General features: G+C 39.9%; 11 protein-coding genes and 1 pseudogene. 5 read left to right on the top strand and 7 right to left on the bottom strand.

Annotation, left to right across the window (positions count from 1 at the left end):
* Nucleotides 1–362 precede the first annotated feature (362 nt).
* Nucleotides 363–968 (bottom strand): TetR/AcrR family transcriptional regulator, encoded by a 606-nt coding sequence (locus tag H3V11_RS00980; protein WP_025331106.1) that lies wholly within the window; start codon nt 966–968, stop codon nt 363–365.
* Between the two features lie 205 nt (nt 969–1,173).
* On the opposite strand from H3V11_RS00980, the gene H3V11_RS00975 reads away from it, so the two are divergent.
* Complete coding sequence (locus tag H3V11_RS00975) at nt 1,174–2,184, top strand: SDR family oxidoreductase (RefSeq protein WP_100126227.1); 1,011 nt, start codon at nt 1,174–1,176, stop codon at nt 2,182–2,184.
* A gap of 469 nt (nt 2,185–2,653) precedes the next feature.
* On the opposite strand, the gene bla is transcribed toward H3V11_RS00975, so the two are convergent.
* Nucleotides 2,654–3,508 (bottom strand): class A beta-lactamase, encoded by an 855-nt coding sequence (gene bla / locus H3V11_RS00970; protein WP_198186259.1) that lies wholly within the window; start codon nt 3,506–3,508, stop codon nt 2,654–2,656.
* Between the two features lie 420 nt (nt 3,509–3,928).
* On the opposite strand from bla, the pseudogene H3V11_RS00965 reads away from it, so the two are divergent.
* The 3 genes and pseudogenes from H3V11_RS00965 to H3V11_RS00955 form a co-directional block, all read left to right on the top strand.
* Nucleotides 3,929–4,015 (top strand): annotated as a pseudogene (locus H3V11_RS00965) (ATP-binding protein); the annotation flags it as partial.
* 355 nt (nt 4,016–4,370) lie between these two features.
* Nucleotides 4,371–5,510, top strand: a complete 1,140-nt coding sequence (locus tag H3V11_RS00960) for an MFS transporter (RefSeq protein WP_198186258.1) — start codon at nt 4,371–4,373, stop codon at nt 5,508–5,510.
* Between the two features lie 840 nt (nt 5,511–6,350).
* Nucleotides 6,351–7,445, top strand: a complete 1,095-nt coding sequence (locus H3V11_RS00955) for an SIR2 family protein (RefSeq protein ID WP_198223408.1) — start codon at nt 6,351–6,353, stop codon at nt 7,443–7,445.
* 31 nt (nt 7,446–7,476) lie between these two features.
* On the opposite strand, the gene rimL is transcribed toward H3V11_RS00955, so the two are convergent.
* The gene (rimL, locus tag H3V11_RS00950; RefSeq protein ID WP_086309040.1) at nt 7,477–8,028 is read right to left on the bottom strand and encodes a 50S ribosomal protein L7/L12-serine acetyltransferase; all 552 of its coding nucleotides are present in this window, start codon (nt 8,026–8,028) and stop codon (nt 7,477–7,479) included.
* 138 nt (nt 8,029–8,166) lie between these two features.
* Between rimL and H3V11_RS00945 the strand changes: the two genes are divergently transcribed.
* A complete protein-coding gene (locus H3V11_RS00945) occupies nt 8,167–8,325 on the top strand; it encodes a hypothetical protein (protein WP_174833757.1) in 159 nt (52 codons plus the stop codon).
* Between the two features lie 134 nt (nt 8,326–8,459).
* Here the strand turns inward: H3V11_RS00945 and H3V11_RS00940 are convergent, their stop codons facing one another.
* The 4 genes from H3V11_RS00940 to H3V11_RS00925 all read right to left on the bottom strand — a co-directional run bounded on the left by H3V11_RS00940 (nt 8,460) and on the right by H3V11_RS00925 (nt 14,323).
* Nucleotides 8,460–12,290, bottom strand: a complete 3,831-nt coding sequence (locus H3V11_RS00940) for a DUF3683 domain-containing protein (RefSeq protein ID WP_198223407.1) — start codon at nt 12,288–12,290, stop codon at nt 8,460–8,462.
* Nucleotides 12,291–12,585: 295 nt separating this feature from the next.
* Nucleotides 12,586–13,272: a GNA1162 family protein gene (locus H3V11_RS00935; RefSeq protein WP_100125863.1), complete on the bottom strand. Its 687-nt coding sequence runs from the start codon at nt 13,270–13,272 to the stop codon at nt 12,586–12,588.
* Nucleotides 13,272–13,628, bottom strand: a complete 357-nt coding sequence (locus H3V11_RS00930; RefSeq protein WP_037390975.1) for a DUF4810 domain-containing protein — start codon at nt 13,626–13,628, stop codon at nt 13,272–13,274. The genes H3V11_RS00935 and H3V11_RS00930 overlap by 1 nt, the downstream gene beginning before the upstream one ends.
* 32 nt (nt 13,629–13,660) lie before the next feature.
* Entirely contained in the window at nt 13,661–14,323 is a 663-nt protein-coding gene (locus tag H3V11_RS00925) for a CsgG/HfaB family protein (protein WP_025331098.1), read from the bottom strand.
* Nucleotides 14,324–14,419 lie beyond the last annotated feature (96 nt).

Genomic DNA, 14,419 nt, shown 5'->3' with positions numbered 1-14,419 from the left:
AGTCGTTTACTTATTGACTTTGAAATTGGGTAGTAAATTTTTAGAAAATTCCTTATTGTAAGTTTGATATGCAAAAGAGGATATTGTCTTTATCGTTTATTTGTTTGTTGATAATGGTTTTTCAGACCAGATTGGTTTATTTCTTATCTATCCGAGTATTCCTTCTTTTATTAACGTCTAGGTAAGAGCTCACAACGATCAAAAAACTATCTACGGTTAAAATTCCATGCGCATATTGAATTGATGATGAGTTTACCTTATCCATTCGCAGAGTAACTGAAGGCACTATGGTAGTGAAGATTTAAATATGACATGCTTTAAGGAAATATCAACGGAATATCGATGCTCTTTTAGTGTCTATATTAGAGAGTTTTAATAGCATATTTTTCTTTTTCGATTAGTGAGTAAAGTACATGCTTAATTTGCTCACCAGGATTGCTGGCATTTTGTAAGATCAGTCCTTCGGTGAGGGCTATAAATATTTGAGCTAAAGATTCATTAGGTAAAGAGGGTTGTACTCCTTCTGATTTGAAAACAGCGCATATGATTTCACCTAGCGATTTATTGTTTTCCCGTTGCAGTTGGTTGTAGTACTGTTTGAAGTTTTGATCTCTGCTGGCAATAAGCTGCATTTCTATGTCTAAAATAACACAAATGGTGTTATTTTTTATTTGATCAACATAGCTGTTTAATCCATTTATCGAGATGGTATTATTTTCATTATCAATAGCAAGCGCTGATTTTAAGCTTAACCTTTCTTCTGATTTAAGTTTTTCTGTGAGTTGTAGTAATAAATCGTATTTATTTTTAAAATTTGAGAAGAAAGCACCTTTTGAAAAACCTGCGCCTTCACTTATCGAGTTAATGCTTGTTTTATCAAAACCAAATTTAATAATTTGTTCTATTGCAGCTGCAAATAACATTTCTTTAGTTTCTTGCTGTTGCTGTGCTCTCGTTTTTCTTTGCATACTTTATATACTTCGCTACTTCATGTATTCCAAATATTTATACACTTTAAAACTGTTTTAAAAACGATAAATTATTTGATTAATAAATATTGCCATTTCTAAAAGATTAGAATAACATATATTTTTTGAGATACCAATTGGTATTTGAATTCTGTCTGGTATTTTACTTGTGCCGAACTAGGGCTATTTAATAAGGATTTTAGAAATGAACGTAGTGTTTGTAACAGGTGCAACAGGATTATTAGGCAGTAGTATTGTAAGAATTTTGATTGATCGCAATATTAAAGTAAAAGTATTGGCAAGGTCGGTAGAAAAAGCTAAAAAGCAATTTCATAGTCCTTTAGTTGAGATAATTGAGGGAGATATGTTAAACATAAAAGGCTTTACTGCGCATTTAAAAGGATGTGATGCTTTATTTCATTGTGCGGCTTTTTTTAGAGATAATTATAAAGGTGGCAAGCATTGGGATGAACTTTTTAATACGAACGTAAAGGGTACAGAACAAATATTAGAAGCAGCCTATGCAGCAGGAATCCGTAAGGCAGTTTATACCTCATCTATTGCAACTTTGTGTGGTAAAGAAGAGGAGTTAATTGATGAAACCATGCAACGCCCTGTAGAGGGTAGTGATAATTATTATAAAAGTAAAATTTTAGCAGAAGAAAAAGTTAAAGAGTTTTTAAGTAATCATCCTGATATGTTTATAACCATTGTATTACCTGGTTGGATGTACGGTCCTTTTGATATGGGACCAACTTCATCTGGGCAATTAGTATTAGATTATGTTGCTGGAAAAATGCCAGGTGTATTACCTGCAAGTTTTTCAGTCGTTGATGCTAGGGATGTTGCAGAACATCATATTGCTTCTTTAGAAAAAGGTAGAAGTGGTGAAAAGTATCTTGCAGCAGGGTGTTATATGGAAATGAAGGATATTTTTAAATTACTTGAAAAAAGCACGGGTGTAAAAATGCCAACTAAGCTTATCCCTTTATGGTTATTAAAGGCTATTGCAATGGGGCAGGAAATTTATCACGTATTTACACGTAAACCTATTTTATTAAGTTATTCGTCCGTGAATTTGATCGGAAATGAATACAAGCGCACACATTTTAGTCATGAAAAGAGCGCTAAGGAATTAGGCTGTCAATTTAGACCTTTAGATGAAACGTTTACAGATGTTGTCACTTGGTACAAAGAAAATAATTACATTTCTTAATAAATTATTAGGTACTATATTATTTCTGTTGGGTTCATCTCTCGTCTATTACCAATTTTGGGGCTGTATTAGGACCAGTTTGTACAAACCGTATGTCTTGCTTCACGGTTAATCAACCCTTACCAAATAGCGATGGTTACCCATTTACTTTTTCAGCAATCCTGGTATTGATATGCTTAATCCCGCTCTCTACAGGATTAAAAATAGCAATCGCTGGACATAATTAATCTTTGTCACGTTGAGGTTTGTAATAAAATGTCCCATAAAGAGATCAAAAACATCCCCAAACAGATTCAGAAATTATTTTTTACTTTTTTTAGTGTTTATTTATAAAATATACGTATAACCATTGGTATGCAACGCAAGTAGAAAAATATTGATAAAGCTTGCATCAGTAGATAACTGAGTTTTCAAACAGTCTGTGCCAAAAGCTGATTTTGTTGCAGTTGGGAAGAGTGTTAGATTTTTGTTACCAGTACTGTATCAGTGAAGCGCCTATCTCTGCTATCTGTTTATTTCGCTCATCCATAGTTGCACTGCTTCCAGTTAAGTAGATAATGACGATACGAGAAGGTTTTCCATCAGGTCCCAATACTGCGACAATACCACGAGAGCCCTGTTCACCTGCTCCCGTTTTATCAGCAATAAACCAACCCTTAGGAAGTACAGAGCGTAAAAGAGGATCGCCTACTTTATCTGCTTCCATCCAATTGATTAATTGCTGTTGAGAGCTTGCCGTAAGCGCCTTTCCTGTTAATAATGTAAATAATGTTTTTGACATCGCTTCAGGAGTGGTCGTATCACGTTCGTCTTCAGGTAAGGATTCATTCAACATTGGTTCCCAGCGATCGAGGCGGGTAGTCTGGTCATTTACTTTGCGCAAAAACTTGGTTAATTCTTTTGGCCCACCAATTGAAGACAATAGTAAGTTAGCAGCGGTATTATCACTCATTGTTATGGTAGCATTGCATAACTCAGCTACGGTCATACCCTCAGAGAGATGTTCTTTAGTAATCGGTGAGTATTCAATCAGGTCACTCTGGCGATAGCGTATGCGGCGATCAAGTTGCTCTAATCCTGAGTCAACACGTGACAACACTGCACTACAGAGTAAAACTTTAAAAGTACTCATCATCGGAAACCGTTCTTGGGATCGATAACCTTCAATGAGTAAACCATTACTGAAATCAAGTTGCGCATAGCCGACACGTGCATTAAGTTGACTCTCAATTTCTTTAATTTTATCTAGGGTCGTTGGTACAGCAAATGCTGGCAAACAAAGTGTAGAAAGTAAAAGAATAAGAAATATACGAAAATGTCGCATATAGACGCCCTGTTAAAGTTTGATTTTTATAGCTATATAATAGCATATTGAATGATGAACAACAAAAAAATAAACTAATAGTGATAACTGATTATTTTTAGCTATACTTGAATTTATAGTTCAATTAATGACATCTTAATTTTTGCTTCAAGTATGAAGGCAGCCTTAGGGCTGCTTTAGTATTTTAATGATATATTGGTGGTAAAATACAATGTATTTATTATTCACAAAATTTTAGCAACTCAACACTGTTTTTGCCTGATTAAGTCCTTTGAGAGATCATTAACAAAAAAAATTATACAAAATATTTTTATTTAAAAAGCAGAGGTTTGTTTAGCTCATGTAAATGATATTTAGTCTAAATAATATAAATTTGATAAGGATATACGAAATTCTTACGACAATGAAAATGTAACATTTACTAATGCGCTTCTGGATCGACTGGTTCATCATTGTGATATGGCTGAAACAGGCAATGATTCTTATCGGTTTAAAAATACTTCATAAATTAAAGATAGATAATATATTTATATGCCATTAAAAGTGGTTTATTTTCGCTCTAGCACTTTGGTATATTTTTACATTAACATTGATAACTACTCAGATTTTGCACACTTTAATCTACGTTTTATTTTGAACCGCACATGTATTTATGCTCAGGCTGGATGAAAACTAATAAATACTTTCGACTTAATGGGTATTTTATATGATCAACCATGTCATGACGTAGCAAGCAAATATGGCTTAATCCTTTGAAAATAAGTGATCGTAGAGCTTTTTAATTATTGTTAGCAATCGTAAAGTATCTATACAGAAAATTAAAAGCACTTTATATTACACGAGGTATATTGGCTCTGGATTTTTGGCTGGTGGTTTGTTTTTAATTTTACGCAATAAAGGTATTGCGCTGGATAAATTAAGCCTTATTCCACTCATGTCTTTGCCACTTAGCTTTAAAGTGTTATGGGCGCCGTTTATTGATAAATATTTAAAAACATCTTCAGGCCATTATCGGAACTGGCTGTTGATTGCGCAATTTTTGATGATATTGGGTTTATTTGCGATTGCTTTTATTGATCCGGTTAATAATTATTTATTAGTTTTGTTGGCCATTTTATTTTTTTCATTTATTATCCTCACGCAAGATTTGGCGTTGGCAAACTTAACCAGCAACATTTCTGAAGAGCATGAGAGAGGTCTTATTGCTAGTCTAGATGTTAGCGGTTTTATGTACGGCAATATTATCGGTGGGGCCATTGTGTTGGTGCTATATTCTTACACAAGCTGGAGTGTCTGTATAATTTTTCTCTCTGGGTTTTTGGCATTTTTATTTCCATGGAGGCAAATATGGTTTTTTAATGAGTATAAGTTCAGTAAAAACAGTCGTATTTCTGAGACTACTGACAAAAATTATTGGAAGAATATTGTTTCAGTCTGGGAGGGAAAGAAAAGCTGGTGTGCTTTGCTGGTTATTATCTCTTTTGGCAGTTCTCCCTCTTATAATCTGATGCCTCTAGCGCTGCTTGATAGCGGCTGGTCGTTAGCTAATACTGCCCTTTTGCTAAAATTATTCGGTACGATGATTTTGGTGATAACTATTTACGTTGGTATTCGTCAGCTTAGAAAATTGACCCGGAAACAAAGCTTGTCGTTTTCTATTATATTCCATGCTTGCTGTTTATTGTCATTTATCCCTATCTCGCTTGGTCATAATAATGCCTTGTTAGTTTATTTTTCATTTTTCCCGTACTTTGTTAGTTTGCAGTTTGTTCGTACCTGCCTATATACCATTATTTTGGATAATGCTGCCAGTAGTGTAGCACCGACTACAGCCGCCAATGCTCAGATGGCAATTTTGGGGGGGTTTGATTTAATCGTTACATCCTTAAGTTTTTATTTTGCTCAAAAGTGGGGATATTTTGTCATAATCACTGGTTCTGTTGCGATTGCTTTTTTTGCCGCATTTTTGGCAACCAGAGTCGTCCAAAATCAGTCCGATTAGCATTAACGCTATAGCTATTAAAACATTAAGTAACACGATGACATTCAATCAACAAAATTTTTCTATCAAAAAAATTATTTGAACCGTCCGTTACTTATTTGCAGCAATAAATTATTTAGCGTATTAGGAAATTTACTGAGCAAAAAGATGTGGCTAACTCTTATAACAAAAAAGAAGAGTCAGATAATATCTTTTCGACTTTAATCATTCCTGAAACGCCCGCAAGTATCGAATCCTATATTGATAATGTAAAAAATACTATCATTCCTATTTGGTCTCATTGAGCAAACCCAACGTATCCAGGGCATATGACCAGCCCCATGCCATCGTTAATTCCAGAAATGGGTCGATTAATTCAGACATTAAATCAAATTATAGTTAAGCTGGAAACCAGCAGAGGATTAACACTGCCAGAGCATCAGTTGCTTAAATTATTGCATAAGGCAGTATTTAACTATAATGATGATTTTTAAGCGGATATTAATCAGGGTTTTAGTATAACACCGAGGATTTTTACTAATAACCAGTTTGATTGCGATGCTTAATTTTTTTAAAACTAAGCTTGTTTATGCAAGCTCGAAATTATTTCTTAGCTTCTGCTAACCCATGTTAAATTCAAGCAGCCGGAATAGGGATATTGACAGCTATAACAGTGTTTTTTAGAGTAAAATTACACTTTATTGATGCTGATTACACTATAGATAAGCCGTGTTTGTTTGATTAAGTCAGTTTTGAAATTTACAGCAGCTATTTTGCTGAACTAGCAGTAAATTCACTTAACAGAAAATGTCCAACATGGTTTCTCAATGTATTAATTGATTTCTCAGGGGGAAGCAGACTATGACTAAAACAGAAATAACCAAAATAACAGAAATAACTGATTATCCCTTAATTCAAAAGCTGGCACAGGCATTGTGGCAGAGTGAAGATTATGGTCATGGGGTAGCCATTATGGTTGGGGCGGGCTTTAGCCGCAGTGCAGCTACAACACAGGATATCAATAAGAAAATGCCAGTTTGGGCAAATTTGGCTGAAAAAATTGTTCAAGAACTTGGAGAGGAGGAGCATACAGATGCTTTACGTCTGGCACAGATATATCAGGATTACTTTGGTAAGCAGACGCTATATGATTTATTGAAAAATGAAATTGATGATGAGATATGGCAGCCGGCAGAGCTTTATCAGCAGTTATTAACCTTACCCTGGACTGAAGTATTAACCACAAACTGGGATACATTGCTGGAGCGTGCGGCTAGAGATATACATGAACCTATCTATGATATTGTCAATAAACAGGAGGATTTAGCCTGTTGTCATTCTCCCCGGATTGTAAAATTACATGGCACAATTAATCTCAGTAGCGATTTGATTTTTACCCAGGAAGATTACCGTCATTATCCGCAGAAATACGGCATTTTTGTTAATTTTGTCCGGCAGGTGTTTTTAGAAAACGAATTATGTCTGATAGGCTTTTCTGGAGATGATCCGAATTTTCTCCAATGGATAGGCTGGGTAAGGGATAATCTTCAAAGCAATGCACGACGTATTTATCTGGTAGGAGCATTGAATTTATCTTTTGCTAAACGGAAGTATCTGGAAAGTTTAAATGTAGCTCCTATTGATTTATCTGAGCTTGTTGCCGATATCGATGATAGAGATTTAAAACATAAAACGGCAATTGAATTGTTTTTAACACAACTGTCAAACTTAGAGGTAAAGAAAGTCTGGGATTGGTTTCCTAAACAATTCGATGAAATTATTAAGCTTTATTCACGTAACCAAGGAGAAATAAAATTAGATGAAGCTCTTTCCGCTTTAAGAAAGGATAGAGAATCATATCCAGAATGGATTATTTGTCCTAATTTTTTAAGATTAAGTTTAATAGTACAAATATATAGATTCTGGTTTTTAATCCCTGATATTTATAGACAATGAGTAATCATTTTGTTACAGCTTGGTGAAAATTTTAAATATATGTTGAAATTAGACCATAAATATTTTGATCATGATAAATTCCATTTAAGTATTCAGCCTGTTTTAGAGTTCCTTCATAACTAAAACCGCATCGTTTAGCAACCGCATTACTTTTAGGATTATCCACTGAGCATTTAATAACAAATCGTTTAATTATTTTTTGTGATGCATAGTAATGAGTAAGTGCTTGAATTGCTTGTGTCATAACACCTTTACCTTCTGCTTGGCTATTGAGCCAATAACCAATATAGGCTGTCTTATTGTTTTTATCTATTCGATTGAAAGACAGTAAGCCGACAGGGTTATTATTTAGTAAAATTACATAAGTTTTGGTAATATCTTTTTGATGCTCGACTGAACAATTATCTAAAAAATTTGATGTGTCTGCTTCATTATTAACAAACTTAGGCCAAGCCATAAATTGACTAAAACTATCACGATTAACATCAATAATATTGTATAACTTAGTTGAGTATTGTCGATCTGATGGCACTAAATGAATATGTTCATTGACAAAGATACTTTGTTGATTGGTATTTGTCATTAATTATTCCTTTAAGAGAGTATAACCAATTCTGAGTTAATATAAATTGAAGTATATGTTAGAAACAAGTTACTTTATGAATTAGTGTGGAGATATGGAATAATTTTTTATTATGATATTCGTAAAAATATTCAAACCATGTTACTGGAAATATGTGACCCTGCTATGGATATTCTGAATCGAAGCCAGCAACCGATTACAGAGTTACAAAATATTCTGGAAGAAGCTAAAAATGATGCATTGCCAGAGGTACGTTTTGCCGAAACTGATGAATTTTATAAATTACGAATAAATTAATCTGCTAAACCATATTAATTAAAGTGCCAATGAATAAAATATTTAAATTTTAGTGCTTTATTTTCAGCTATAGAAATCAGACTTAATAAAAAAGGTTGCTATTTAGTAAAGTAGCAACCTTTTTTTAATCCTATTTACAGTAACACCCGCTCAATCCCTCCGTTACTGGCTTTCTGCACAAATTCATCCTGCCAGTTTTCGCCCAGTATATGTTTGGCCATTTCAATCACTACATAATCGGCCTTGATATTTGCATCATCAGTATAGCGACTCAAGCCTTGCAGGCAGGCGGGGCAGCTGGTAAGGATTTTTACCGGTTCGCCCTTAGGCAGCTTGGCTTTGCCTTTTTCGATTTCTTCCTGTTTGCGGAAGCGTACCTGTGTGGCGATATCCGGCCGGCTGACGGCAAACATGCCGGATTCACCGCAGCAGCGGTCTGACAGAGGTACGTTCTGCCCCATCAGCTCATTCACAACTTTTATCGGCTGTGTGGTTTTAATCGGGGTATGGCAGGGGTCGTGATACAGGTATTGCCGGCCTTTTACGCCGTTCAGTTTCAGGCCTTTTTCCAGCAGGTATTCATGAATATCGAGTATGCGGCAGCCGGGGAAAATTTTATCGAAGTGATAATCTTTGAGCTGGTCGTAACAGGTTCCGCAGCTTACGACCACGGTTTTGATATCCAGATAGTTCAGGGTATTGGCTACACGATGGAACAGTACGCGGTTGTCCATGGTGATTTTATCGCCTTTGTCTTTATTACCGTCGGCAGTTTGCGGGTAGCCGCAGCACAGATAGCCCGGCGGTAAGACGGTTTGGACGCCCACATGCCAGAGCATGGCCTGAGTAGCGAGACCTATCTGGCTGAACAGTCGCTCGGAGCCGCAGCCGGGAAAGTAGAAAACAGCTTCGGCTTCATCGCTGATCTGCGGATTGCGGATAATCGGTACGGTGGTGCTGTCTTCGATATTCAGCAGGGCACGGGCTGTTTTAATCGGTACGTGGCGCGGTAAAGGGCGGTTGATAAAATGTATTACCTGTTCGCGGATTTCCGGCTTGGCGGTGGTGGCACGCGGTGCGGTTTTCTGGCGCTTCAGCCAGCCAAGGCTAAAGTGCTTACCCATTTCATAGCCCCAGTTTTGCAGTCTGAAGCCGGCCTTAACGACGCCTGTACGCAGGGCTTTGATGGTTCTGGGGTCGGTGGCGTTAAGAAAGGCCATGCCCATGTAGACGGTAGGATTGAATTTCTTTTTACCGGCTTTGCGCAGGTAGTTGCGCATGGCTACGGTGACGTCGCCAAAGTCGATTTTTACCGGACAGGGTTTTATGCAGCGGTGGCACACGGTACAGTGATCGGCCACGCTGTTCAGTTCATCAAAATGTTTCAGGGAAACGCCGCGGCGGGTTTGCTCTTCGTACAGGAAGGCTTCGGTAAGCAGACCGACACCCAGAATTTTATTGCGCGGTGAGTACAGTAGGTTAGCGCGCGGTACATGGGTACTGCACACGGGTTTACATTTGCCGCAGCGCAGACAGTCTTTGATGGAGTGGGCAATTTTACCCAGCTCGGACTGTTCCATAATCAGCGACTCTACGCCCAGCAGCTCAAATGAAGGAGTATAGGCTTTGTCGAGGTTGGCACCGGGCATCAGTTTGCCGCGGTTAAAATGGCCGTGCGGGTCTACCTGCTGTTTGTAATCCCAGTAGGGCTGCATTTCTGCCTGTGTCAGGTAGTCGATTTTGGTAATGCCGATGCCGTGCTCACCGGAAATAACGCCGTTAAGGCTGCGTGCCAGTGCCATGATGCGGTCTACGGCATGATGGGCAGTTTGCAGCATGTCGTAGTCGTCGGAATTAACCGGTATGTTGGTATGGACATTGCCGTCACCGGCATGCATATGCAGGGCAACGAAGACACGGCCGCGGATGATATGGCGATGAATTTCGTCGAGCTTTTCCAGTATCAGGGTATCGGTTTTGCCGCTGAATATTTCGGCCAGTGGCTGCATGATGTCGCGTTTGATGGATACGCGCATATGAAAATCACGCATGGCGATAAAGCAGCTCTGGTCGCCAGCCGGTTCGTTGTCTTCGAGTTTTTGCGGAAACTGCTGCAGATAGTCGGCCAGTGGTGTGTCGAGATGGTTGAGCAGCCATGTCCAGCGGGTCTGAATACCGGTGATGTAATCAAGGGCATGCTGTTTGCGAGAGCCGAGCAGCTCGGCGCTGGAAAGGTCGGTATCGAGTTTATCTACCGGCAGTTTGGTTTGCAGATATTCGATGATGGCCGCGCACAGGGCAAGTTTGTTCTGAATCGACAGCTCAATGTTGATGCGTTCGATACCGTCGGAATAGCTGCCAAGCTGTTCAAGAGGGATAACAACGTCTTCATTGATTTTAAACGCGTTGGTATGGCGGGCGATGGCGGCCGTACGTGAGCGGTCGAGCCAGAAAGTTTTGCGTGCTTCAGGGGTAACGGCGATAAAGCCTTCGCCGCAGCGGGCGTTGGCCAGCCGCACGATATGAGCTGCTGCTGCCTGTACTTCATTTTCATCATCTGAAACGATGTCGGCCAGTAATACCATTTTCGGGCGGCCTTTGCCTGCTGCCTTGGTGGCGTAGCCTACGGCGCGCACGTAGCGCCAGTCGAGATGCTCCAGCCCCGCCAGTTTGACGGTTTTATGGTTAAGCATGTAGTTGCGCACTTCGACGATAGACGGGGTGGCATTGGCTACGGTGCCGAAAAACTCCATACAGATGGTACGGGTGTATTTAGGCATGTGGTGCAAAACAAAAGCAGCAGAGGTGATGATGCCATCCGTGCCTTCTTTTTGCACACCCGGTACGCCGGCAAGGAATTTATCGGTAACGTCTTTACCCAGACCTACTTTGCGGAAACGCTGCCCGGGTACTTCGAGACGCTCGGTTTTAAGGATGCTGTAGCCGTCGTTATCAAGGGTATGTATGTCAAATATGGCGGTGGTTTCGTCGTGGATTTTGCCGAAATTATGGCGTACACGTTCTATTTTCAGCCATTGCCCCTGCGGGTTGACCATTTTCCACCACGCCAGATTATCCAGAGTGGTACCCCATAATACGGCTTTTTTACCACCGGCATTCATGGCTACGTTGCCGCCGATACAGCAGGCATCGGCAGATGTCGGGTCTACGGCAAAAACCCAGCCGGCAGCACTGGCCGCTTCTTCTACACGGCGGGTAACCACTCCGGCACCGCAGGTAATTACCGGATGAGTGCCTTCCAGCCCGGGCAGCGGCTGTAAGGCAACCGGGCTGTACTGGTCGAGTTTTTCGGTATTAATCACGGCGCTCATGGCGTCCATCGGAATGGCACCACCGGTATAGCCGGTACCGCCGCCGCGCGGAATGATGGTGAGCTCCAGCTCAATTAAAGCGCGTACAAGCGGTGCAACTTCTTTTTCGTGATCCGGGTTGATAACTACAAAAGGGTATTCAACACGCCAGTCGGTAGCATCGGTAACGTGGCTAACGCGCGCCAGCCCATCGAACATAATGTTGTCTTTGTGGGTGATTTTACGCAGGCGGTTGAATACCTGTTCGCGTTTGCTGCGGGTTTTACCAAAGCTGCTGTCAAAATCGCTGATGGCCTGCTCTGTGCTTTTTATCAGTTGCTCGACCATCTGGTTGTTGTCACGCCGTTTCTGAATTTCGCTGAGGCGATGGCGCATTTCTTTAACCAGCGCCTGCTGGCGATGCTGGTGTTCGAGCAGGTCGTCAATCAGGTAAGGATTGCGGATAACTGCCCAGATATCTCCGAGTATTTCAAACAGCATTCGTGCTGAGCGGCCGGTTCGTCTTTGCTCGCGTAGCTGTTGCAATAAATCCCATGAATGGCTGCCGAGCAGGCGAATGACTATTTCTCTGTCGGAATAAGAGGTGTAGTTATAGGGGATTTCGCGTATACGCTGACTGGCTTGTGTGCTCATTAAACGTGTTCCGTTCCGCTCTGCTGGCGTTAAATTGGTAAGGCTGTAAATTCGTTATTTTAACTGTTTACTTTACTTTTCGCAGTTTTGTCTGATAACAATTTAGGTGAAAACAGTGGTAATGGCAATGGAAAAATCTGCCTGTTTGATGGTATTTTGTTTCATATATCCGTTTTTAAAGGTGTATTTTGTTATTTGGCCGGATGCTTTCCGGCTTTTGGGTACTTACAGTTTAAGTGCAGAATGATTGATTGGCATGTAAGTCTGTAAAGATGCTTTTATTGAGAGAGGTAAGTTAATTTACAGATTCAACGGGGATAACCGGTTTTTTATATCCGGGGTTGTAAGGTCCGAAGAGTATGCCATTAGTTTCCTCAGCTGACAGTAAACCGGTATCTACTGCACCGGCAACGATATAAGCTTTATCGGAGACTTTATTTGAAATCTGTGTAATCACGGCATTGACCATCAGTGAAAAAATATCATTGTTGCTATTATTACTGGAATCTATGGTGATATTTTTTTCTCCACTCCAGATAATTGAACCGTTTTTAGCATCTATCAGTTTGGCTTCTACGGTAACTGTGGTAACGCTGCTGATTACTTTGTATTTTGTGCCATAGTCTTTTACGTTTAAGTACAGGATGGCATCAGGATTGTAAATCTGTCTGATTTTGTTTATGTCTATTGCCTGAATTTCAGCTCCATCATTCAGGCCATTGTCTTTAAATGTTTCATTAACCAGAGCTACAGGAAAAACATAATAACCTGATTCAGCTAATGGTTGTGCTGTCTGAGCCAATACAGCATATGGTGCTTTTGTATCAACTGAGGAGCTGGTGGGCAGTAATACCAGAATAGAATGCGGATCACTTTGCCGGAATTTGCTGTAATCATGCGGCTGTGGCTGGTAATGAGAGGTGGAACAGGCGAAAAGTAAAGTAGTAACCGCCAGAGAAAGCAGTAATTTGAAAAAGCGCATTATGATTTATCTTTGTCAATATTTTTTAACAGGAAGTTCATATAAGTTGCTGATTCGGGAAAAGCGGCTTTTTCTTTTTCAAACTGAGCTTTAGCACCGGCGCGGTTGCCGGCCTGTGCATAGAGCATCCCCAGATGTGCATGGGCTCCCGGTGCCGGCTTACTGTGATGATTGGCGGCATCAATAAAATATTTTTCCATACCGGCAATCTGTTCTTCCAGTGAGGTTTTACCGTCCAGTGCCTGATATTGCAGTTTGTGATAATCACCCCAGTAGTAAAGTGTGGCAGACTGACTCTGATGAGCGCATACAGCCAGTATCAGGGTCGCGATGGCGGTTGTTATTATTTTTTTCATTTCGGATTTGATGTGTGCAGAAAGGTTTTATGTTAAGGCTGAGGATTCCATTGTCCTGATTCAATGCCATTAACCAGATTGTTTACTGCTTCTCGAATGGCTAAATCAAGCACTTTTCCGTTAAGGGTTCCGTCATAGCTGGCATAGCCGCCGGTACCGAGTATTTCGCGTGTGGAAAGTTTGAATTCTCCGGCACCCTGACTTGAATAAACGATTTCTGCTGTTTGCACATCAATGATGTTAAGGGTAACTTTGGCATAGGCTACCTGAGTTTTTCCCTGACCAAGAATGCCGAATAACTGTTCATCACCTATAGTTTTACGTCCGAATTCTGAAATATCACCAGTTACAATGTAGCGCGCGCCCTTGAGCTTTTGTTGCATACCGTTGATATTGGCTTCATTACGGATTTCATCCAGATTAGTACGATCCAGAACAATAAAACGACCTGTTTGCTGTAAATCAGTCATCAGAATGGTTTTCGCCTGACTGGTAAGCTGATTATTGCTGTTGCTGAAAATACCGCCGCCCAGATTACCACGGCTGTCAAACTTCCCTACAGCCAGCTGAGTTTTTATGCCGTTGTATGCTTGCTGATAAGTGGCTACTTTGGGAGTGTTGATTACTTGTGATGTTTCTGTTGCACAAGCGGATAGCAGGCTGGCACTCAGCAGGGTAAGATAAATTTTTTTCATATTGAGCTGCATATATTATTTCTTCAGCTTGTATCTGGGAAAATATTGATGTTAAAAGATATTATTAGTATTTTCAATTAAATATAATTTATATCC

The organism is Snodgrassella sp. W8158, assembly GCF_016100435.1.
GTDB classification, from domain to species: Bacteria; Pseudomonadota; Gammaproteobacteria; order Burkholderiales; family Neisseriaceae; genus Snodgrassella; species Snodgrassella alvi.
Note: the sequence above shows the minus strand (reverse complement) of the source record. Positions and strands in the feature narration are given on the sequence as shown.